This is a genomic window from Thermus aquaticus, assembly GCF_001280255.1.
Lineage (GTDB): Bacteria > Deinococcota > Deinococci > Deinococcales > Thermaceae > Thermus > Thermus aquaticus.
Map to the genome: position 1 here is coordinate 1,537,266 of NZ_LHCI01000106.1, position 20,275 is coordinate 1,557,540.

Below are 20,275 nucleotides of genomic sequence, written 5' to 3' on the forward strand. Positions count from 1 at the left end.
AAGAGGTCCGCTTTACCATGGCAGGCGTTCTGCTGGGCCTGTTCCTGGCCGCCCTGGACCAGACCATCGTCTCCACCGCCATGCCCCGCATCGTGGGGGAGCTCCGCGGGGCGGAGTACTACGCCTGGGTCACCACGAGCTACCTCCTGGCCTCCACCGTCTCCGCGCCCATCTTCGGCCGCCTTACCGAGCTCTTCTCCCGGAAGGGCATCCTCCTCACGGCCGTGGTCCTCTTCCTCTTGGGCTCGGCCCTCTCGGGCCTCTCCCAGAACATGGCCCAGCTCATCCTCTTCCGGGGGCTCCAAGGCCTCGGGGGTGGGGCCCTCTTCGCCCTGGCCCTCACCACCATCGCCGTGCTCTTCCCCCCCAGGGAGCGGGGGAAGCTCGCCGGGATCTTTGGGGCCATATTCGGCCTCTCCTCGGCGGTGGGGCCCTGGCTCGGCGGCCTCCTCACGGACCACCTCTCCTGGCGCTGGGTCTTTTACATCAACATGCCCGTGGGGGCGGTGGCCCTTTGGTTCATCCTCCGCTACATGCCCCGGCTCTCCCCGGGGCACCGGGAGCGCTTTGACTTCTTGGGGGCCTTTCTCTTGGCGGGCTGGGCGGTGCCCCTCATGCTGGCCTTCTCCTGGGGGGGCAGCACCTACCCCTGGGGAAGCCCGGAGATCCTGGGCCTCTTCGCCCTGGCGGCCCTGGGCCTGTTCCTCTGGGTGTGGGCCGAGCTCCGGGTGGAGCACCCCCTTTTTGACCTCTCCGTCTTCCGCATCCCCACCTTCACCTACGCCGCCTTGGCCTCCTTCTTCTACGGGCCCGCCTTCTTGGGGACCGTGGCCTTTCTTCCCCTCTACCTCCAAGTGGTGAAGGGGGTTTCGGCGAGCCAGAGCGGGGTCACGGTCCTCCCCCTCACCCTTGGGGTGGTGCTGGGGAGCGTGGGGGCGGGGCAGGCCGCCGCCCGGCTCGGCCGCTACAAGGCCCTTCTCCTGGGGAGCGCCCTCTTCCTCCTCGCCCTGTTTCTGGCCCTTCACTTCGTCCTGCAGGTGGATACCCCCTTGTGGCTCGCCGTGGGCCTCTTCTTCCTGATCGGCCTGGGGCTTGGGCCGGCCCAGAGCCTCCTCAACGTGGCCGCCCAGAACGACGTGCCGATGGCCCGCATCGGGAGCGCCACCAGCGCGGTGCAGTTCATGCGGCAGATCGGCTCCACCATGGGCATCGCCCTCCTCGGGACGGTGCTCGCCGGTAGCCTCACGAGCCACCTGGCCCAGGCCTTCCCCGGCGGCGCTTCCGCCCCCGCCATGGCCCGCAGCGGGGAGGGGATGGCCCTGGACCTGGACCGGGAGTTCGCCCGCCTGGAGGACCTCCTCGTCCGCGCCCTGAAGGGCGACGAGGCCGCCTACCGGGCCCTGGCGGAGGACCCCGCGCTTCCCAAGGCCTTCCTCAAGGACCTGACCCCAGGGGGCCTTCCCGCCCGGTTTGCCCGCCTCGAGGGGCTGGCGGTGCGGGCCCTCCGGGGCGACGAGGCCGCCTACCAAGCCCTCCTGGCCGACCCCGGGGTGCCCCAGGCCCTCAAGGCCATGATCCCCCCGGGGGGCCTGAGGAAGGGCACCCTGGCCCTCCTGGAGCGGGTCCTTTCCGGGGATCCCGAGGCCAAGGCGGCCCTTCTCGCCTCCCCTTTCCTTGACGCCAGGCTCAAGGCCCTCGTGGAGAACCCGCCCCCGCCTGGCCTGCGGGACCAGCTGCTCCGCCAGGTGGACGAGGCCCTGGCCCGGGCCGAGCCCGAGGCCGAGCGGGCCCTGCGGCGGGCTCTGGCCCAGGCGGAGGCCCAGGCCCTGGACGAGGTGCCCAGGCGGGCGGTGGAGGAGCTGGAGAGGACCAAGGCTCGGCTCAAGGAGGCCCTGAGCCTGGGCATCACCGAGGCTCTGCGGAGGATCTTCCTCTATAGCGCCCTCTTCATCGCCTTGGCCCTGGCCTTCATCCTCCTCCTTCCCGACCGGGAGCTCAAGGGGAGGCCCACCCCGGGGGTAGAGTAGGGAGGTGCTCGCAGGCCTTTACCTGCGCTTCGGGGAGGGCCTGTCCGAGGAGGCGAACCGGAGGGCCCTGGCCCTGGCCGAGACCCTGCTCCAGGCCCCTCCTCCTGGCCTTCTGGACGCGGTCCCCGCCTACGGCACCCTCTACCTGGAATACGACCCCAGGCGGCTTCCCAAGGCCAGGCTCCTCCGCCTCCTGAAGGCCCCGCCTCGGGAGGAGGTGGGGGAGGGGAGGGTGGTGGAGGTCCCTGTGCGCTACGACGGCGAGGACCTCCGGGAGGTGGCGGGGAGGGCCGGGCTCTCGGTGGAGGCGGTGAAGGCCCTCCACCAGAAGCCCCTCTACCGGGTCTACGCCCTGGGCTTCACCCCGGGCTTCCCCTTCATGGCCCCCGTGGAGCCCCCTCTGCGCCTCCCCAGGAGGCCCCATCCGAGGCCTAGGGTGCCCGCCCACAGCGTGGCGGTGGCGGGACCGCAGACGGGGATCTACCCCCTGCCCTCTCCCGGAGGATGGAACCTTCTGGGGACGAGCCTGGTGGCGGTCTACGATCCCCACCGCCCCGAACCCTTCCTCCTCCGCCCGGGGGACCGGGTCCGCTTTCGGGAGGCGGAGGGGCCTACGCCGGAGGAGCCCCCGCCGCTAGAGCTCTTGCCGGAAGACCCCCTCCTTCCCGCCATCCGGGTGGAGGAGGCGGGGCTTTTGGACCTGGTGGTGGACGGAGGGCGGTTCCTTGCGGGGCACCTGGGCCTCGCCCGCTCCGGGTCCCTGGACCCCCGCTCGGCCCGGGTGGCCAACCGCCTGGTGGGTAACCCGGAGGGGGCTCCGCTTTTGGAGATCGCCTACAAGGGCCCCGTGCTCACCGCCCTCCGCCCCCTGGTGGCGGCCCTCGCGGGGTACGGCCTGGTGGGGCTTCTGGAGGGGGAGGAGGTGGCCCCGGGGCGGAGCTTCCTCTGGCCCCGGGGAAAGGCCCTCCGCCTCCTGCCCAAGGGAAGGGGAGCCCGGGTCTACCTGGCGGTGGCGGGGGGCCTCGAGGCCAAGCCCTTCCTGGGCTCGGTCTCCCCGGACCTAAGGGGGCGGATCGGAAGGCCCCTTAAGGCGGGGGACGTCCTGGGCCTGAAGGCCTTAAGGCCCGCCCGGGCGGGCCTCGCCTATCCCCTCCCACCCCTCCCCGAGGTCCTCGCCCTCCGCCTCCTCCCCGGGCCCCAGCACACCCGGGAGGCCTTCTTGGCCCTTCTAGAGGGCCCCTTCCGCGTGGCCCGGGCCGACAGGGTGGGCCTGGAGCTGGAAGGCCCCGAGGTCCCCGGAGGGGAGGGGCTTTCCGAGCCCACCCCCCTGGGCGGGGTCCAGGTGCCCCCCTCGGGGCGGCCTCTCGTCCTCCTGGCCGACAAGGGGAGCCTGGGGGGCTACGCCAAGCCTGCCCTGGTGGACCCCAGGGACCTCTGGCTTCTGGGCCAGGCCTGGCCCGGGGCCTGGGTGCGCTTCAGGGCGCCTTGAGGGCCTTCAGGGCCTCCTCCAGGCGGTCCGTGGGCAGGCGGCAGGCCCCCCGGCGGCACGGGTAGAGGAGGCCGGGCTCCTTGCCCTCCAGGGCCGGCAGGGCCCCGGCGGGCCCCAGGACCAGCTGGGTGAGGGGGAGGTAGAGGGCCTGGGCCTCCCGCAGGAAGGGGGAGGGGAGGGGGACGGCCAGCTCGCTTCCTTCCTGAAGGAGGCGGTGGGCCAGGAGGAAGCCGGGCAGGGCCTCCGGGTGGCGGGCCAGGAAGTGGGCCTCCCGCTCCAGGAGGGCCTCGGCCTTCTCGTAGTACTCGGGCCCGAAGATCCCCCCAAGCCGCACCAAGGCCTCGGCCAGGGCGCTTTCCCCCGAGGGGATGGCCCCCTCCTCGAGGGCCTTGGCGGGGAGGGGGAGGCGGCCTTCTCCCAGGAGGGCGAGGCCCGCCTCGGCCAGCCTGCGGGCCTCCTCCAGGTAGGGCCACTCCGCCGTGGCGGCGTAAAGCTCCAAAAGGGCCAGGGCGGCGAAGGCCTGGTCGGCCACGTAGGCCTCCTCCCCCAGGTGCCCCTCCCGCCAGACGTGGCGGAGAAGCCCGCCTTGGCGCATGCGAAGGAGGAGGAAGTGGGCTCCCTTCCGGGCCGCCTCCAGGTAGCGCTCCTCTTTGAGCAGCCTTCCCGCCTCGGCCAGGGCCCGCACCGCCAGGGCCGACCAGTCGGCCAGGACCTTGTCGTCCAGGGCGGGGGGCATCCGCCTCCGCCTGGCCTGGAGAAGCCTCCGCCGCACGCCTTCCCGCCAGGCCTCAAAGCCTCCCTCGAGGGCCTTCCTAACCTCCTCCTCCCCCCAGGCCGTGAGGACGGAGCGGCCCGGGAGGTCCTCCCCCAGGGCGAAGTAGCGCCGGGCCAGGGGGAAGTCCTCCCTCAGGGCCTCTTGGAGCTCCTCCTCGGTCCAGGTGTAGTAGCGCCCCTCCTCCCCCTCGCTCTCGGCGTCCAGGGCGGTGAAGAACCCCCCTTCCCGGCCCTGCATGGAGAGGAGCCAGTCCAGGGTCTCCCGGGCCACCCGGAGGAAGAGGGGCTTCCTGAGGACCCGGTAAGCGCCCAGGTAGACCCGGGCCAGGAGGGCGTTGTCGTAGAGCATCTTCTCAAAGTGGGGAACCCGCCAATGGCGGTCCACGGCGTAGCGGTGGAACCCCCCGCCCAGCTGGTCGTAAACCCCGCCTAGGGCCATGGCGGTGAGGGTCCTTTCTAGCATGCGCCTGGGGGCTTCCTCGCCCTGCCAGGCCCGGGCCAGGAGGTAGAGGAGGAGGGGCCCCTGGGGGAACTTGGGGGCGGGGAGGAAGCCGCCCCACTCGGGGTCAAAGGCCCGGGCCAGGGCTTCCAGGGCCCTTTCCTCCACCCCGGGCGGGATGGGGCCCGGTGGGGGGTTCAGGCTTCGCCATAGGGCCCCTGTGAGCCTTTCCGCTTCCTTTTCCAGGGCCTCCCGCTCCTCCTGCCAGGCCCTGGCCACGGCCAGGAGGACCCGCTTGAAGCCGGGGAGGTGGCCCCGGTCCTCCTTGGGGAAGTAGGTGCCCCCGAAGAAGGGCTTGCCCTCGGGGGTCAGGAAGAGGCTCATGGGCCAGCCCCCCTGGCCGGTGAGGCTCACCAGGGCCCGCATGTAGGCGGCGTCCACGTCGGGAAGCTCCTCCCGGTCCACCTTGACGGGCACGAAGTGGGCGTTGAGGAGGGCGGCCACCTCCTCGTCCTGGAAGGACTCCCGGTGCATCACGTGGCACCAGTGGCAGCTGGAGTAGCCCACGGAGAGGAAGATGGGCTTGCCCTCGGCCTTGGCCTTCTGGAAGGCCTCCTCGCCGAAGGGGTACCAGTCCACGGGGTCTTGGGCGTGGGCCAGGAGGTAGGGGCTTCTCGTCCGGTGGAGGCGGTTCACGCCCTTAGCCTACGCCGCCAGGGGCCTGGCCTTTGTGAGGGCGGGAGGCGTATAAAGGAGGAGTGGAGGGCTTTCTCCTGGACGGGGCCCTGAGGGCCTGGCTTTTGGAGGACCTGGGGCACGGGGACCTTACCACGACTCTCCTCGTTCCCGAGGGGCTGGAGGGCGAGGCGGTGATCGTGGCCAAGGAGGAGGGCGTGGTGGCGGGCCTGCCCGTGGCCGGTCGGGTCTTCGCCCTGGCGGAGCCCAGGCTGGCCTTCACCCCTCTGGTGGCCGAGGGGGCCTTTGTGGGAAGGGGGCAGGAGGTGGCCCGGGGGGCGGGCCCCCTGAGGGGTATCCTGGCTGGGGAGCGGCTGGCCCTGAACCTCCTGCAGCGGCTTTCCGGTATCGCCACCCTCACCCGGGCCTACGTGGAGGCCCTGAAGGGCACCAAGGCCCAGGTTCTGGACACCCGCAAGACCACGCCCGGCCTCCGGGCCTTGGAGAAGTACGCGGTGCGGGTAGGCGGCGGGAGGAACCACCGCTTCGGCCTCTTTGACGGCGTTCTCATCAAGGAGAACCACATCCGGGCAGCGGGCGGGGTCAGGGAGGCGGTGCGGCGGGCCAGGGCAGGGGGCCCCCATTACCTCAAGGTGGAGGTGGAGGTGACGAGCCTCGCCGAGCTGGAGGAGGCCCTGGAGGCGGGGGCGGACCTCATCCTCCTGGACAACTTTTCCCTGGAGGCCATCCGGGAGGCGGTGCGCCGGGTGGCGGGGCGGGTGCCCCTCGAGGCCAGCGGCAACATGACCCTGGAAAGGGCGAGGGGGGCGGCGGAGGCCGGGGTGGACTACGTGAGCGTGGGCGCCCTGACCCACTCCGCCAAGGCCTTGGACCTCTCCCTCCTGGTGACCAGGCCATGATGGCATAACCGGCTATCATGGTGGTATGGTGCGGACCCAGGTCCGGCTCTCCGCGGACCAGGTGGCCCGGCTGAAGGCCAGGGCCCTGGAGGAGGGGGTCTCCCTGGGGGAACCGGTGCGCCGGGCGGTGGAGCGCTACCTGGCCGAGGAGGAAGGGGGCGGCCACGAGGAGCGGGCGAGGCGCGCCCTGGAGGCGGTGGGCCGCTTCGCCTCGGGGGCAGGGGACGTGGGCGAGGCCCACGACCGCTATCTGGAAGAGGCCTTCCGTGGTCCTCGTTGACACCTCGGCCCTCTACGCCCTTCTGGACCGGGACGACGCCCACCACCGGGAAGCGGCCCAGGTCTTTGCGGGGCTTCTTCGGCGAAGGGTTCCCCTCCACACCCACGCCTACGGGGTGGTGGAGAGCCTGGCCCTGGCGCAGAGGCGCCTGGGGATGGAGGCGGCCAGGGCCTTGGTCCATGACCTTTTGGGGGTGGTGCGGGTGGCCCCCGTGGACGAGGCCCTGCACCAGGCGGCCCTCACCGCCACCCTGGCCTCGGGGCGGAGGGATGTGAGCTTGGTGGGCTGGGCCAGCTTTCTTTTCATGCGGCATAGGAAGATGGAGAAGGCCTTCGCCTACGACGTTCACTTCTTTGGGCAAGGCCTCAAGCCCGTCCAAGCCGAAGACCATGGATAAGGAAACCCTGACCCAAGCGGTACTGGAACTGAAGCGGCAGCGCCGGGCGGTCATCCTGGCCCACTCCTACCAGCTTCCCGAGGTCCAGGAGGTGGCGGACTTCGTGGGAGACTCCTTGGGCTTGGCCCGAGAGGCCCAGAGGACCGAAGCCGAGGTCATCGTCTTCTGCGGAGTCCACTTCATGGCGGAGACGGCCGCCATCCTGAACCCCGAGAAGACGGTCCTCCTCCCGGACCTGGAGGCGGGCTGTTCCCTGGCTGACAGCATCCGGCCCGAGGACATCCTGGCCTGGAAGACGGCCCACCCCGACGGCCTCGTGGTGGCCTACGTCAACACCAGGGCCGAGGTGAAGGCCCTGGCCGACGTCTGCGTCACCAGCGCCAACGCCGTGGAGGTGGTCGCGGGGCTTCCCGAGGACCGGCCCATCTACTTCGTCCCCGACATGTTCCTGGGGGCCCACGTGGCCCGGGTCACCGGGAGGAGGCTGGACCTCTTTCCCGGGGAGTGCCACGTGCACGCGGGGATCCGGGAGGAGCACCTAAAGGCCCTCCTGGAGGCCCACCCCGGGGCGGAGTTCCTCATCCACCCCGAGTGCGGCTGCGGCTCCGGCTGCCTCTACCTTAAGCCCGACGCCAAAATGCTCTCCACCGAGGGGATGGTCCGTTACGCCAAGGCCGCCGAGGGGCGGGAGTTCGTGGTGGCCACGGAGGTGGGCATCCTCCACCGCCTCAGGAAGGAGGCCCCGGGAAAGGCCTTTTTCCCGGTGAAGCCGGACGCCGTCTGCGAGTACATGAAGCGGATCACCCTGGAGAAGGTCTACCTCTCCTTGCGGGACCTGAAGCACGTGGTCCGGGTGCCTGAGGCGGTGGCCGAGAAGGCCAGGCGGGCCCTTTCCGCCATGGTGGCCGTGGGCTGATGGAGCGCCTGGAGACCGACCTCCTGGTTCTGGGAGCGGGCGTGGCCGGGGTCTACGGGGCCCTGGCGGCGGAGGCGGAAGGGGCCAGGGTCCTCCTCCTCAGCAAGGACCCCCTGCCCTCGGGGTCCACCCCTTGGGCCCAGGGCGGGGTGGCCTTTCCCCTGGACGAGGCCGACCTCGAGGCCCACCTCCTGGACACCCTCCGGGCCGGGCGGGGCCTGGTGGACCCGGCGGTGGCCCGCTCCATCCTGGAGGAGGCCCCCCGCCACCTGGAGCGCCTCCTGGCCCTGGGGCTTCCCTTCCACCCCGAACCCACCCGGGAAGGGGGGCACAGCCGCCCCCGGGTCCGCCACCTGGGCGGGGACCGAAGCGGCCTCCTCCTCCTGAGGGGCCTCCTCGCCCGCCTCCGAAGCCCGGTCCTGGAGGGCTACATGGCGGCCAGCCTCCTCCTTTCGGGCGGCCGGGTGGTGGGGGCCCTGATCCTCTCCCCCGGGGGGCCCCTATGGGTGCGGGCCGGGGCGGTCCTCCTGGCCACGGGGGGCTTTGGGCGGCTATACCCCGTGACCACCAACCCCAAAGGGGCCACGGGAGACGGGATGGCCCTGGCCTGGCGGGCGGGGGGCGTCTTGAGGGACCTGGAGTTCGTCCAGTTCCACCCCACGGCCCTGCCCGATGGCGCCCTCATCAGCGAGGCCTGCCGGGGCGAGGGGGCCATCCTCCTCAACGCCCACGGGGAGAGGTTCATGCCCCGCTATGACCCCCTGGGCGAGCTCGCCCCCCGGGACGTGGTGGCCCGTGCGGTCCACCGGGAGCGGGAACGGACGGGCGGGGTCTACCTGGATCTAAGGCCCATCCCCAACCTGAGGGAGCGCTTCCCCACGGTGGTGGCCTCCGCCCTGGCCCTGGGCCTGGACCCCTTCCGTGAACCCCTGCCCGTGGCCCCCGCCGCCCACTACGCCATGGGCGGCGTGCGGACGGACCTCAGGGGCTTCACCGGGGTGCCGGGGCTCTACGCCGCCGGGGAGGTGGCCTCCACCGGCTTCCACGGGGCCAACCGCTTGGCCTCCAACAGCCTCCTGGAGGGCCTGGTCATGGGAGAGCGGGCCGCTTTGGCGGCCCTGGGGGACCTGGCCTTTCCCAAAGGGGCCGAGCCCCTCCCCGCCCTCAGCCTGGACCCGGGCCTCCTGCCCGCCCTTCGGGAGGCCATGGGCCGCGAGGCGGGGGTGGTGCGCCGGGGGGAGGGCCTGAAGCAGGCCCTGGACCTGGCCGAGGGCCTTCCCCTTCTTGAGCGTCCCCCCCAGGAGGTGGCCCGGGAGGAGGTGGAGGCGGGAAACCTCCTCCTCCTGGCCCGCCTCCTCCTGCGCATGGCCCTCCTCAGGCGGGAAAGCCGGGGGAGCCACTTCCGGGAGGACTTTCCCGGGGAAGGGGAGGAGGCCTACCACCTCGAGGCCCGGGGCCAGGAGGTGCGGCCTGCGCCCCTTTAGAGGCTTTCCACCACCACGGCGATCCCCTGGCCCACGCCGATGCACATGGTGGCGAGGCCCCACTGGACCCCCCGCCGCCGCATCTCGTGGACCAGGGTGGTGAGGATCCGGGCCCCCGAGGCCCCCAAGGGATGGCCCAGGGCGATGGCCCCGCCGTTGGGGTTGAGCCGTTCGTCCTCCATGGAAAGGCCCCACTCCCTTAGGACGGCCAGGCTCTGGGCGGCGAAGGCCTCGTTGAGCTCTATGAGGCCCAGGTCCTTCAGGCTCAGGCCCGCCCTCTCCAGGGCCTTCTTGGTGGCGGGCACGGGGCCGATGCCCATGATCCGGGGGGGCACCCCGGCCACGGCGATGGCGCGGATCCGGGCCAGGGGCCTGAGGCCGTGGGCCTTGGCGTAGGCGTCGGAGACCAGGAGGACCGCCGCCGCCCCGTCGTTCAGGGGACTAGCGTTCCCCGCGGTCACCGTGCCCCCCTCCCGGAAGACGGGCCTTAGGGCGGCGAGCCTCTCCAAGGAGGTGTCCCGCCTGGGCCCCTCGTCCACGGAGACCAGGGCCTCCTCCTTCCCCCGCCTCACCGGCACCGGGACCACCTCGTCCAGGAAGCGACCCTCGTCCCAGGCCCGCACCGCCTTCTCGTGGGAGAGGAGGGCGAAGCGGTCCTGCTCCTCCCGGGGGATCCCGTACATCTCCGCCAGGTTCTCGGCGGTTTCCCCCATGCTCTCGGTGCCGTAGAGGGCCTCCATCCTGGGGTTGACGAAGCGCCAGCCCAGCGTGGTGTCGTACATGGTGAGGTTGCCGGTGGGGAAGCCCCTTTCCGGCTTGGGCACGGCGTAGGGAGCCCGGGACATGGACTCCACCCCGCTGCCCACGTAGACCTGCCCCTCCCCGGCCCAGATGGCCCGGGCCGCTTGGGCCACGGCCTCGAGGCCCGAGCCGCAGAGCCGGTTCACCGTGCACCCGGCCACCTCCACGGGAAAGCCCGCCAGGAGGAGGGCCATGCGGGCCACGTTGCGGTTGTCCTCACCCGCCTGGTTGGCGCACCCGGCGTAGACGTCCTCCACCTCCTCTTTGGGGACGCCTGAGCGCTCCATGAGGGCGGAAAGGACGTGGGCCAGAAGGTCGTCGGGGCGCACGGAGGAGAGGGCCCCGCCGTGCTTGCCGATGGGGCTTCGCACCGCTTCCACGATCCAGGCCTCGGGCATACCGCCTCCTAACCGATCGGTCGGTACTAGCCTAGGCCCTCCCCGGGCCCCCGTCAAGGCCCTGGGGCCAGGCTTGACAGCCGGACAGAGGAAGGGGTAAAACCTGGGCCAAGCCCCCCATGGGGGGTCCGTGCGGCCGGGGTGCCCCAGGGCCCGGATGCCCTGGGGCGCAAAAGGGGGAAGACCGGTGAGAGTCCGGCGCTGTGCCGCAACGGTAACCGGCCCAACCCATAGGCCCATCGTCTAGGCCGGAAGCCCGAATACCCGCCCCGGTCCGCGCCTCACCTGCCCCCGAGCAGGGGCGAAAGGAGGCGGCGATGAAGAAAGGCGGATACCGGTCCCAAGCCCTCTATTCCCCGCAAAAGGCAGGTGCTCCGTGACGGGCCTCGAGCTTTTGGCCGTGGCCTTGGGGATGCGCCACGGCGTGGACCCCGACCACCTGGCGGCGGTGGACGGGCTCTCCCGGGTGAGGCCCTCTCCCCTTAACGGCGTCCTTTTCGCCTTGGGGCACGGGGGGATCGTCACCCTTTTAGCCTTCCCAGCGGCAAGCCTCCTCCAGCGGGTGGACCTGGAGGCCCTCCACCTTCCCGCCTTCCTCCTCCTCCTGGTGGCGGCCCTGAACCTCTATCGGCTCCTGCGGCCCACCCCCCCAACCCCCCCAAAAGGGCTTCCCCTCCTTAACCCCCTCCTCCTCGGGGTCCTCTTCGGCCTCGGCTTTGAGACGGCGAGCCAGCTCTCTGCCCTGGCCCTCTCCGCCGAGCTTTCCCCCCTGAGGCTCGGGGCTCTCTTCACCCTGGGCATGCTCCTCGTGGACGGGGTGGACGGGCTTTTGGCAAGCCGCCTTCAGACCCTGGCCAAAGACTCCCGAAGGGCCGAGGTAGCAAGCCGCCTCCTCGGATGGTCGGTGGTGGCCGTGGCCCTCCTTCTGGCCCTGGCAGAGCTTGGAGGGGTAGACCTCGAGGCCCTCGCCCTGCCCTTAGGTCTTGGGCTTTTCGGCTTGCTCGTTTCCCTGAGGCTCTACGCCTTGCGCCCCGCATGAGCCACCCCTACCCCCCGCCCCGGGACAAGAAGGGAAGCCGCATCGGCTTCACCACGGGGGCGAACGCCGCCGCAGCGGCCAAGGCCGCGGCCCTCGCCCTCCTTGGCGAAGCCCCCCAGGAGGTGGACATCTGGCTCCCCGCAGGGTGGCGGCAGACCTTCAAGGTCTTCCGCCTGGAACGGAAGGGGGAAGGGGTCCTCGTGGGGATGATCAAGGACGCCGGGGACGACCCCGACGTGACCCACGGGGCGGAGATCCAGGCCCTGGTGCGCTTCGCCAGCGCCGACCGCCTGGAGGGCGGGGAAGGCGTGGGGGTGGTGACCAAGCCCGGCCTTGGGGTGCCCGTGGGGGAGCCCGCCATCAACCCGGTGCCCAGGCAGATGATCTTTGAGGCGGTGCGGGAGGTGACGGAAAAGCCCCTCGCCATCACCATCGCCATCCCCGGGGGCGAAGAGCTCGCCAAGAAGACCTTAAACCCCAGGCTCGGAATCCTCGGGGGGCTTTCCGTCCTGGGGACCACAGGGGTGGTGAAGCCCTACTCCACCAGCGCCTTCCGCATGAGCGTGGTCCAGGCGGTGGGGGTGGCGCGGGCCAACGGCCTTTTGGAGATCGCCGCCACCACGGGAGGCAAGAGCGAGCGCTTCGCGCAAAGGCTCCTCCCCCACCTTCCCGAGATGGCCTTCATAGAAATGGGGGACTTCGTGGGGGACGTGCTGCGGGCCGCCCGAAAGGTGGGCATAGAGGTGGTGCGCGTCGTGGGGATGATCGGGAAGATCTCCAAGATGGCCGACGGCAAGACCATGACCCACGCGGCGGGCGGCGAAGTGAACCGCTTCCTCCTTCTCTCCCTCCTTAAGCAGGCGGGGGCGAGCCCAAGGGTCCTTAAGGAGGCGGAAGGGGCCGCCACGGCAAGGCGCTTCCTGGAGCTCGCCCTAGAGGAGGGGCTGGAGCTCTTCTTCCTAAACCTCGTTCGCCTCGCCCGGGAGAAGCTCCAAGCCTACATCGGGGAAAGGCCCTTCGTGAGCGTGGCCCTCACGGACTTTGACCAGGGGCAATGCCTCGCCGCCTGGCCCGACAGGGAGGTGTACCGTGGATGAGCTGATCAAGGCCCAGAGGAACCCCGCCCACCAGATGACGGAGAAGGGGCGGGCCATAGAGGAGGAGAGCTTCCGCATCGTGGACCTGGAGGCCGGGGCCCACGGGTTTTCTCCCCTGCAGTGGCCCATCGTGCGCCGGATGATCCACGCCACCGCCGATTTTGAGTACAAGGAGCTCACCCGCTTTAGCGAAGGGGCGGTGGAAGCGGGTCTAAAGGCCATCCAGGAGGGGGCGCGGATCCTGGTGGACGCCCGGATGATCGCCTGCGGCCTGAACCCGGAAAGGCTTAGGCTTTTCGGCAACGAGGTGGTGGAGCTCCTCGCCCACCCCGAGGTGGTGGCGCGGGCCAAGGCCACGGGGGGCACCCGGGCTGAGGCGGCGGTGGCCTACGCGTGGGAAAAGGGGCTTCTGCAAGGGGCCATCGTGGGGGTGGGGAACGCCCCCACCTTCCTCCTTGCCCTGGTGGAGGCCATCCGGCAAGGGGCGAGGCCCGCCTTGGTCCTGGGAATGCCCGTGGGGTTCGTGAACGTCCTGGAGGCCAAGCGGGCCCTCATGGAGGCCCCGGTGCCCTGGATCGTCACGGAGGGCCGGAAGGGAGGAAGCACCCTGGTGGTAGCCGCCCTCCACGCCCTGATCCGCCTTGCGGCGGACGGCGGGGTGGACACCTCCTCCGCCTTCAGGGAGGGATGATGGCGGTCTACGTGATCGGGATGGGGGCGAGGGGCCGGGAGGGCCTGAGCCTCGAGGCCCTAAGGCGCCTGGAGGAGGCGGAGGTCCTGATCGGGGGGAGGCGCCACCTCGCCCACTTCCCCGACCACCCTGGGGAGAAGGTGCCCGTCCAGGGCCCCTTGGAGGCCCTTCTGGACCTAGCGGAGAAACGGGTCAAGGCGGGGAGGAAGGTGGCCTTCCTGGCCTCGGGAGACCCCCTCTTCTTCGGCCTCGGCAAGCGGGTCCTGGAGCGCTTCCCCGAGGCCGAGGTCTACCCCGCCCCCACCGCCTTCCAGGAGGCCTTCGCCAGGCTCAAGCTCCCCTGGGACCAAGCCCGCTTCTTCTCCTTCCACGGCAGGCCCCTGGGCGGGGCGCTTCTGGAGCTCAGCCTCTCCCCCCTTTCCGTGGTCTACACCGACCCTGAGCACACCCCGGCGCGGATCGCCCGGGCCCTCCTGACCATGGGCGTGGATGCCCGGGCCCACGTGGCGGAAAGGCTCGGGGAGGAGGACGAGCGGGTGCGGAGCTTCGCGGGCCTGGAGGAGGTGGCCCGGGAGACCTTCCTAGACCCCAACGTCCTTGTCCTGGAGGCCAAGGGGCCTCTTCCGCCAAGGCTTGGCTTCTTCCCCGACGAGGCCTTTGAGCGGAGGATGCCCAAGAAGGGGCTCATCACCAAGCGGGAGGTTCGCCTTCTCGCCCTGGGCCTCCTCGGCCTCCCCCCAGACGGGGTCCTTTGGGACGTGGGCGCCGGGACGGGAAGCGTGGGGATTGAGGCGGCGCGGCTCGCGCCGTGGGGGGAGGTCTACGCCGTGGAGAAAAACCCCGAATCCTGGCCCCACATAGAGGAGAACGCCCAGCGCTTCGGGGCCTTTAACCTCTTCCTGGTGAAGGGGGAGGCCCCAAAGGCCCTGGAGGGCCTTCCCGCCCCCCACGCCGTCTTCGTGGGGGGAAGCGGGGGGGAGCTTGAGGAGATCCTCCGGGTAAGCCTAGAGGCCCTAAGGCCCGGGGGGAGGCTCGTGGTGGCGGCCATCACCCTGGAGAACCTCCTCGCAGCCTGTGGCTTCCTAAAGGGGACGGGGCTTCCCATGGAGGGCTTCCAGGTCCAGGTGGGCCGGGTGGTGCCCCTTGCCCGTTACCACCGCCTCGAGGCGCAAAACCCCATCACCCTTCTCGCCGTGAGGAAGGAGGGGGCATGAAGCTCTACCTGATCGGCGTAGGCCCCGGTGACCCTGAGCTCCTCACCCTCCGGGCCCTGAGGCTTATCCAGACCCTTCCCGTCCTCTTCTACCCCCTTGAAGAGGGGCGGGAACCCCTCGCCCTGAGGGCCGCTCAACCCCACATCCCCAAGGGCACGCCCCTGGTACCCCTTCCCCTCTTCACCGGGGGCGACCCGGAGAAGACCCGGGCTGCGCGGCAAGAGTCGGCGCGGCGCATCCGGGAGGCCCTGGCGCGCTACGGAGAAGGAGGGTACCTGGTCCTGGGGGACAGCCTCCTCTACGCCTCCCCGGTCAACCTCTTCCCCCACCTGGAGGGGGTGGAGGTGGAGGCCGTTCCCGGGATCAGCGCCCACCAGCTGGCGGCGGCCCGCGTCCTGAAGCCTTTGGCCATGGGGGAGGAGGGGTTCGCCGTGGTGACGGGCCTTAGGCCCCTAGACCCCACGGGTCTAGAGCGCTTCCAGGCGGTCTTCGTCTACAAGGCCAAGGACCTGAAGGCCCTGGAAAGGGCCTTCCCCGGGTGGAAGGGTTGGGCCTTCCTGCGGCTTGGGATGCCGGGGGAGAAGGTCCTGCCCCTAGACCAGGCCAGGAGGGAGGACTACTGGACCCTGGTGGGGCTTTGGCGGGCGGCTTCCCCGATGCAGGAGGGAGAGGGATGAGGCCTTTGGTACACGTGGTGGGCGGGGGACCGGGGGACCCGGAGCTCCTCACGGTAAAGGGGGCAAGGCTCCTAGGGGAGGCCCGCTTCGTCCTCTACACGGGAAGCCTTTTCCCCGAAGGAGCGCTGCGGGGGCTCGCCCCGAGGGCGGTGCTCCAAGACTCCAAGGGGATGGTCCTGGAGGAGATCGTGGGGGTGTTGGCCGAGGAGGCCCGAAGGGGCGGGACCGTGGTCCGGCTCCACTCGGGGGACCCGGGGCTTTACGGGACGCTTCTGGAGGAGAAGGAGGCCCTCGAGGCCTTGGGGGTGGGGGTGGAGGTGGTCCCCGGGGTCACGGCGGCCTTCGCCCTAGCCGCCAAGGCAGGCCTTTCCCTCACCGCCCCGGAGGTGGCTCAGGCGGTGGCCTTTACCCGGCTTGGGGTGCGGACGCCCGTGCCCGAGGGGCAGGACCCGAAAGCCCTGGCGCGAAGGGGCCTGACCCTGGCGGTCTACCTCTCGGGGATGCACCCCAAGAGGCTTGCCCGGGAGCTTATGGAGGCGGGGCTTCCCGGGGATACCCCGGTGCTTTACGGCCACAAGGTGGGCCAGGCGGGGGAGGAGGTGGGGCTTACGGACCTGGAGGGCCTCGCCCGCCTTCCCGCCCGGGACACCACGGTCTACCTGGTGGGGGAGGCCTTGAGGGCGAAGGGAGCGAGGAGCCGGCTTTACGACCCAAGCTTTAGGCACCGCTACCGGAGGTGAAGGATGGGAGCGCTCTTTTTGGTGGGCATGGGCCCCGGGGACCTCGGGGGGCTCACCCAGAGGGCCCGGGAAGCCCTGGAGAGGGCCCAAGTGGTGATCGGCTACAGCACCTACGTGAAGCTCCTGGAGGAGATGGGGCTCCTCTCGGGCAAGGAGCTGGTCCGGAAGGGGATGACGGAGGAGCTGGACCGGGCGGAGGAGGCCCTGGAGCGGGCCCTTTCCGGCCAGAGGGTGGCCCTGGTCTCCGGGGGGGACCCCGGGGTCTACGGGATGGCGGCCCCCGTCTTGGAGCTCATGGAGGAGCGCGGCTTCCTCCGGGTGGACGGGGGAGTGGGCCTCCCGGGGCGGTTCGCCCTGGGGGGAAAGGAGGTGGCTCTGGAGGTGATCCCTGGGGTCACGGCAGCGAACGCCGTGGCGAGCCTCCTGGGAAGCCCCCTTGCCCACGACACCTGCCTCATCAGCCTCTCCGACCTCCTCACCCCCTGGCCCCTAATAGAGCAGAGGCTCCACGCTGCAGGGCAAGGGGACTTCGTGGTGGTCCTCTACAACCCCCAGAGCAAAAGGCGGGACTGGCAGCTTAGAAGAAGCGCCGAGATCCTCCTGGAATACCGCCCCAAGGAAACCCCGGCCGCTCTGGTCAAAAGCGCCTACCGCAAGCGGCAGGAGGTGACCCTCACCACCCTGGAAGGGCTCAGGGAAGCGGAGGCGGGTATGCTCACCACGGTGGTGATCGGCAACCGCCAAAGCCGCTTCTACGAAGGCACCTTCCTCACCCCTAGGGGCTACGCCCTGAAGTACGACCTGAAGACCGGGGAGGCCCTCCCCGGGGAGACCCCGGGCCGCTCCTTGAGGAGGGGGGATGCCTGAGATCGGGCCCCTCCGCCCGGAAAGGGTCGCCGTCTACACCCTGACCCTCCCCGGGCTTTCCGTGGCGGAGAGGATCCACAAGGCCCTCCCCGGGAGCACCCTCTACGCCGCGGCCAAGTACCGGGGGCTCGTGGAGGGGGCGGTCTACTTTGAGGAACCCATCAGGGAACTCCTCCCCAAAACCTGGTCCCTCCACGATGGCCATGTCTTCGTTATGGCCTCGGGGATCGTCCTCAGGGCCATCGCCCCTCTCATCCTGGACAAGCGGGTGGACCCTGCCGTGCTGGTGGTGGACCTCAAGGGGCGCTACTTCGTCCCCCTCCTCGCAGGGCACCTGGGGGGGGCGAACCCCCTCGCCCGCCATCTCGCCGAGGCCCTGGGGGGCGAGGCCGTCCTCACCACGGGGACGGACAGCCTTGGCGCCCCTGCCCCCGACCTCCTGGCGAAGGCCCTGGGGGCCCGGGTCCCCGACTGGAAGCCCCTCAAGGAGGTTTCCGCCCTCCTGGTGGACGGGAGGCCGGTGGGATTTTGGTCGGACTGCGTGGACCTTAGCCCCTTGTTGCGCTACCCCATGGTGCGGCTCCTCGAGGCCCCGAAAGCGGAAGGGGTGGAAGGGATGGTGCTTTTCACCGTGAGGCGGCCTTTCCCCCTCCCCGTCCCCACCCTCTTCGCCCACCCGCCCGCCCTGGTCCTCGGGATCGGGTGCAACCGGGGGACCCCCTTAGAGGAGATACGGCGGGAGGTCTTCAGCTTCTTGCAGGAAAGGGGCTTCGCCCGGGAAAGCCTGAGGGCCCTCGCCACCGCCGAGCTCAAGCGGGACGAGGCGGGGCTTCTGGCCTTCGCGGAGGAGACAGGGCTCCCCTTGCGCTTCCACCCCAAGGAGGTCCTGAACGCCCAAAGGATTCCCAACCCCTCGGAAGCGGTTTTCCGCCACACGGGGCTATGGGGGGTGGCGGAGGCGGCGGTCCTGGCGGAAGGGGCGAGGCTTCTCGTGGAGAAGACCAAGCGGGGGAACCTCACCCTGGCCCTTGGGGTCCTGTCCTTGAGGCTCCCCGAGGAGGCCCTGCCGTGATCCTCCTGGCCGCCCACGGCTCCCCCGACCCCAGGGCCCGGGCCCTGGCCCAAGGCCTCAGGGTAGGGCTGGAACGGCGGCTTGGGGTGGGGGTGCGTTTGGGCTTTGTGGAGCACCAAAGCCCCACCCTCCTCGAGGCCGCCTTGGAACTCGCTGGGCGGGGAGGCGGGGTGGTCCTTCCCCTCCTCCTCCTCGGGGCGGGGCACCTCAAGGCCGACCTCCCCCTGGCCCTGGAGGCGGCGCAGGCTCACTACCCTAAGGCCCGCTTCCTCCTCGCCCGTCCCCTCGGCACCCACCCCGCCCTGGTGGCCCTATGGGCGGAGCGGCTTAGGCGCAAGGGGGCCACGCCTGAGGACGGGGCGGTCCTGGTCCTGAGGGGCGGCACCGACCCCGGGGCGAACGCCGAGGGCGCGGCCCTGGCCCGGCTCATAGAGGAGAAAACCGGGGTGCCCACGCTCCCGGCCTACGCCGCCAAGGCGAGGCCCACGCCCAGGGAGGCCCTCCTCCGGCTCGCCGGGCTTAGGCCCAGGCGGGTTTTCCTCCTACCCCACCTCTTCTTCCGCGGGGTGGTGGAGGAGAGGCTGAGGGGCCGGGTAGCGGGCCTGGATCTCGAGGTCCTCCCTCCCCTCATGGGCCACCCCGCCCTCCTCGAGGCCCTGGTGGACCGGTACCGGGAAGCCCTGGAGGGCGGGTACGCCCCCTGCGACACCTGCCGCTACCGCTATCCCGTGGGGCGCTTTGCCCCGAGGCGGGAGGCCCAGATCGCGGGGCTTCGCGCCCTCCGCCACGCCCTCTTCGCCCCAGGCCGCCACCCCCATGGGCCCTTCACCCACCTCCTCCTCTGCACCGGGGAGGACTGCCGGGAAAGGGGAGCCCTGGGGCTTCTACGCCGCCTGGAGGAGGACCTAAGGGACCTGGGACCCTGGGTCCAGCTCACCCCCACCCCCTGCCTGGGCCGGTGCGGCAAGGGGCCTGTCCTCATCGCCTACCCCGAGGGAGTGGTCTACGGAGGGCTCTCCCCGGAGGACGCCCTTCCCTTCCGGAAGGCCCATCTGGAGGGGGGGGAGATTTACGAGGAAAAGCTTTTGGAGGTGATCTAGATGGCATGCCACGAGCTTTCGGCCCTGAGGATCGCGATCGGCGAGCTTTTGGAGAAGGAGGCCCACGACCTCCTCCACGAGCGGGAGGAACTCGCCCCCGTGCTCGGGGAAAGGCCCGAGCTTAGGCGCCTCGCCGAGGCCAAAACCTTCCCCGCCCTGGAAGGGGCCTTAAAGGAAGCCCTTCTTCACCTGGAGGAAAAGGCCGCCAAGGAGCCCGAAGAGCCCTACTGGCGTGGGCTTCTCCTCACGGTGGAGGCCATGGAGGGGCGCCTTAAGGCCCTAAGGGCGGAGGCCGAGGCCCTCTACCAGGACCTGGACGCCCTCCACCGGAGGCTCCACCGTCTCTTCCCGAGGAGGCGATGAGGGGAAAGGTCTACCTGGTGGGGGCGGGGTTCGGGGGGCCGGAGCACCTCACCCTGAAGGCCCTGAGGGTTTTAGAGGTGGCCGAGGTGGTCCTCCACGACCGCCTGGTCCACCCTGGGGTCCTCGCCCTGGCCAAAGGGGAGCTCGTCCCCGTGGGCAAGGAGGGGTACGGGGAGAAGACCCCCCAGGAGGCCATCACGGAAAGGCTCGTTGCCCTGGCCCGGGAGGGGCGGGTGGTGGCTCGGCTTAAGGGAGGGGACCCCATGGTCTTCGGGCGCGGGGGAGAGGAGGTCCTGGCCCTGAAGCGGGCGGGCATCGCCCTTGAGGTGGTCCCCGGGGTGACGAGCCCCGTGGGGGCCCTTTCTGCTCTGGGCCTGCCCCTCACCCACCGGGGCCTTGCCCGGAGCTTCGCCGTGGCCACAGGGCACGACCCCACCCTCCCCCTTCCCCATGCGGACACCCTGGTCCTCCTCATGCCCCTCCATGCCCTGGGGGGGCTTAAGGAGCGGCTTCTGGAGCGCTTTTCCCCTAAAACCCCCCTTGCCCTCCTCGCCCGGGTGGGCTGGCCGGGGGAGACGGTGCGGCTGGGACAGGTGGGGGACCTTCCGGGCCTAGGGGAGGGGGTTCCCTCCCCAGCCCTACTGGTGGTGGGGGAGGTGGTGGGGCTTTACGGCGAAATCCTGGGAAACAGCGGCCCTTAGCGAGGCGGAAAAGGAGGCCGTCTACCGGTCCCTCTTTATACCCTTGCCTTGTCCTTAGGCCCACCATGCCTGGTAACCCAGGAACCTTTTGCCGGGGCCCCCGTGCTGGCTTGG

20 protein-coding genes and 1 riboswitch are annotated in these 20,275 nt (G+C 70.8%); of the genes, 18 read left to right on the forward strand and 2 right to left on the reverse strand.

Annotated features, from left to right (window positions below; all coding sequences use genetic code 11):
* Positions 1 to 17: 17 nt before the first annotated feature.
* Together BVI061214_RS09250 and pxpB are read left to right on the forward strand one after the other, a co-directional pair.
* Positions 18 to 2,027, forward strand: a complete 2,010-nt coding sequence (locus BVI061214_RS09250; RefSeq protein WP_248841747.1) for an MDR family MFS transporter — start codon at positions 18 to 20, stop codon at positions 2,025 to 2,027.
* Between the two features lie 4 nt (positions 2,028 to 2,031).
* The gene (gene pxpB, locus BVI061214_RS09255; protein WP_053768144.1) at positions 2,032 to 3,516 is read left to right on the forward strand and encodes a 5-oxoprolinase subunit PxpB; all 1,485 of its coding nucleotides are present in this window, start codon (positions 2,032 to 2,034) and stop codon (positions 3,514 to 3,516) included.
* Here pxpB and BVI061214_RS09260 read toward each other — a convergent pair.
* Entirely contained in the window at positions 3,503 to 5,425 is a 1,923-nt protein-coding gene (locus BVI061214_RS09260) for a thioredoxin domain-containing protein (RefSeq protein WP_053768145.1), read from the reverse strand. The genes pxpB and BVI061214_RS09260 overlap by 14 nt on opposite strands.
* Before the next feature lie 62 nt (positions 5,426 to 5,487).
* Between BVI061214_RS09260 and nadC the strand changes: the two genes are divergently transcribed.
* The 5 genes from nadC to nadB are packed head-to-tail and all read left to right on the forward strand — an operon-like array spanning position 5,488 to position 9,401.
* Positions 5,488 to 6,324 carry a carboxylating nicotinate-nucleotide diphosphorylase gene (gene nadC, locus BVI061214_RS09265; RefSeq protein WP_053768146.1) on the forward strand — a complete coding sequence of 279 codons (837 nt, stop codon included), beginning with the start codon at positions 5,488 to 5,490 and terminating at the stop codon, positions 6,322 to 6,324.
* Positions 6,325 to 6,349: 25 nt separating this feature from the next.
* The gene (locus tag BVI061214_RS09270; protein ID WP_053768147.1) at positions 6,350 to 6,604 is read left to right on the forward strand and encodes a ribbon-helix-helix domain-containing protein; all 255 of its coding nucleotides are present in this window, start codon (positions 6,350 to 6,352) and stop codon (positions 6,602 to 6,604) included.
* Complete coding sequence (locus tag BVI061214_RS09275) at positions 6,591 to 7,001, forward strand: type II toxin-antitoxin system VapC family toxin (protein ID WP_053768148.1); 411 nt, start codon at positions 6,591 to 6,593, stop codon at positions 6,999 to 7,001. Before BVI061214_RS09270 ends, BVI061214_RS09275 begins: the two co-directional genes overlap by 14 nt.
* Entirely contained in the window at positions 6,994 to 7,917 is a 924-nt protein-coding gene (nadA, locus tag BVI061214_RS09280) for a quinolinate synthase NadA (protein ID WP_053768149.1), read from the forward strand. The genes BVI061214_RS09275 and nadA overlap by 8 nt, the downstream gene beginning before the upstream one ends.
* Positions 7,917 to 9,401, forward strand: coding sequence for an L-aspartate oxidase (gene nadB, locus BVI061214_RS09285; protein WP_053768150.1), 1,485 nt, complete (start codon positions 7,917 to 7,919; stop codon positions 9,399 to 9,401). Before nadA ends, nadB begins: the two co-directional genes overlap by 1 nt.
* On the opposite strand, the gene BVI061214_RS09290 is transcribed toward nadB, so the two are convergent.
* Positions 9,398 to 10,600, reverse strand: a complete 1,203-nt coding sequence (locus BVI061214_RS09290) for a thiolase family protein (protein WP_053768151.1) — start codon at positions 10,598 to 10,600, stop codon at positions 9,398 to 9,400. The genes nadB and BVI061214_RS09290 overlap by 4 nt on opposite strands.
* A gap of 123 nt (positions 10,601 to 10,723) precedes the next feature.
* Positions 10,724 to 10,886, forward strand: a riboswitch (cobalamin riboswitch).
* Positions 10,887 to 10,976: 90 nt separating this feature from the next.
* Here BVI061214_RS09290 and BVI061214_RS09295 point away from each other — a divergent pair.
* From BVI061214_RS09295 to cobA, 11 genes are read left to right on the forward strand one after another with little or no spacing between them, the layout of a single operon-like run.
* Positions 10,977 to 11,639: a HoxN/HupN/NixA family nickel/cobalt transporter gene (locus BVI061214_RS09295; protein WP_003045527.1), complete on the forward strand. Its 663-nt coding sequence runs from the start codon at positions 10,977 to 10,979 to the stop codon at positions 11,637 to 11,639.
* Positions 11,636 to 12,736, forward strand: coding sequence for a cobalt-precorrin-5B (C(1))-methyltransferase (locus BVI061214_RS09300; protein WP_003045525.1), 1,101 nt, complete (start codon positions 11,636 to 11,638; stop codon positions 12,734 to 12,736). The genes BVI061214_RS09295 and BVI061214_RS09300 overlap by 4 nt, the downstream gene beginning before the upstream one ends.
* The gene (locus BVI061214_RS09305; protein WP_082333141.1) at positions 12,729 to 13,427 is read left to right on the forward strand and encodes a precorrin-8X methylmutase; all 699 of its coding nucleotides are present in this window, start codon (positions 12,729 to 12,731) and stop codon (positions 13,425 to 13,427) included. Before BVI061214_RS09300 ends, BVI061214_RS09305 begins: the two co-directional genes overlap by 8 nt.
* Positions 13,424 to 14,641: a precorrin-6y C5,15-methyltransferase (decarboxylating) subunit CbiE gene (cbiE, locus tag BVI061214_RS09310; RefSeq protein WP_248841748.1), complete on the forward strand. Its 1,218-nt coding sequence runs from the start codon at positions 13,424 to 13,426 to the stop codon at positions 14,639 to 14,641. The genes BVI061214_RS09305 and cbiE overlap by 4 nt, the downstream gene beginning before the upstream one ends.
* Entirely contained in the window at positions 14,638 to 15,318 is a 681-nt protein-coding gene (locus BVI061214_RS09315; RefSeq protein WP_053768152.1) for a precorrin-2 C(20)-methyltransferase, read from the forward strand. Before cbiE ends, BVI061214_RS09315 begins: the two co-directional genes overlap by 4 nt.
* Entirely contained in the window at positions 15,315 to 16,058 is a 744-nt protein-coding gene (locus BVI061214_RS09320) for a cobalt-precorrin-4/precorrin-4 C(11)-methyltransferase (RefSeq protein WP_053768153.1), read from the forward strand. Before BVI061214_RS09315 ends, BVI061214_RS09320 begins: the two co-directional genes overlap by 4 nt.
* Positions 16,059 to 16,061: 3 nt before the next feature.
* Positions 16,062 to 16,925 (forward strand): precorrin-3B C(17)-methyltransferase, encoded by an 864-nt coding sequence (cobJ, locus tag BVI061214_RS09325; RefSeq protein WP_053768154.1) that lies wholly within the window; start codon positions 16,062 to 16,064, stop codon positions 16,923 to 16,925.
* A complete protein-coding gene (locus BVI061214_RS09330) occupies positions 16,918 to 17,997 on the forward strand; it encodes a cobalt-precorrin 5A hydrolase (RefSeq protein ID WP_053768155.1) in 1,080 nt (359 codons plus the stop codon). Before cobJ ends, BVI061214_RS09330 begins: the two co-directional genes overlap by 8 nt.
* Positions 17,994 to 19,097, forward strand: coding sequence for a CbiX/SirB N-terminal domain-containing protein (locus BVI061214_RS09335; RefSeq protein WP_053768156.1), 1,104 nt, complete (start codon positions 17,994 to 17,996; stop codon positions 19,095 to 19,097). Before BVI061214_RS09330 ends, BVI061214_RS09335 begins: the two co-directional genes overlap by 4 nt.
* Positions 19,098 to 19,460, forward strand: coding sequence for a DUF3209 family protein (locus BVI061214_RS09340; protein ID WP_053768157.1), 363 nt, complete (start codon positions 19,098 to 19,100; stop codon positions 19,458 to 19,460). It begins immediately after the preceding gene.
* Complete coding sequence (gene cobA / locus BVI061214_RS09345) at positions 19,457 to 20,161, forward strand: uroporphyrinogen-III C-methyltransferase (protein ID WP_053768158.1); 705 nt, start codon at positions 19,457 to 19,459, stop codon at positions 20,159 to 20,161. The genes BVI061214_RS09340 and cobA overlap by 4 nt, the downstream gene beginning before the upstream one ends.
* Positions 20,162 to 20,275: the final 114 nt, after the last annotated feature.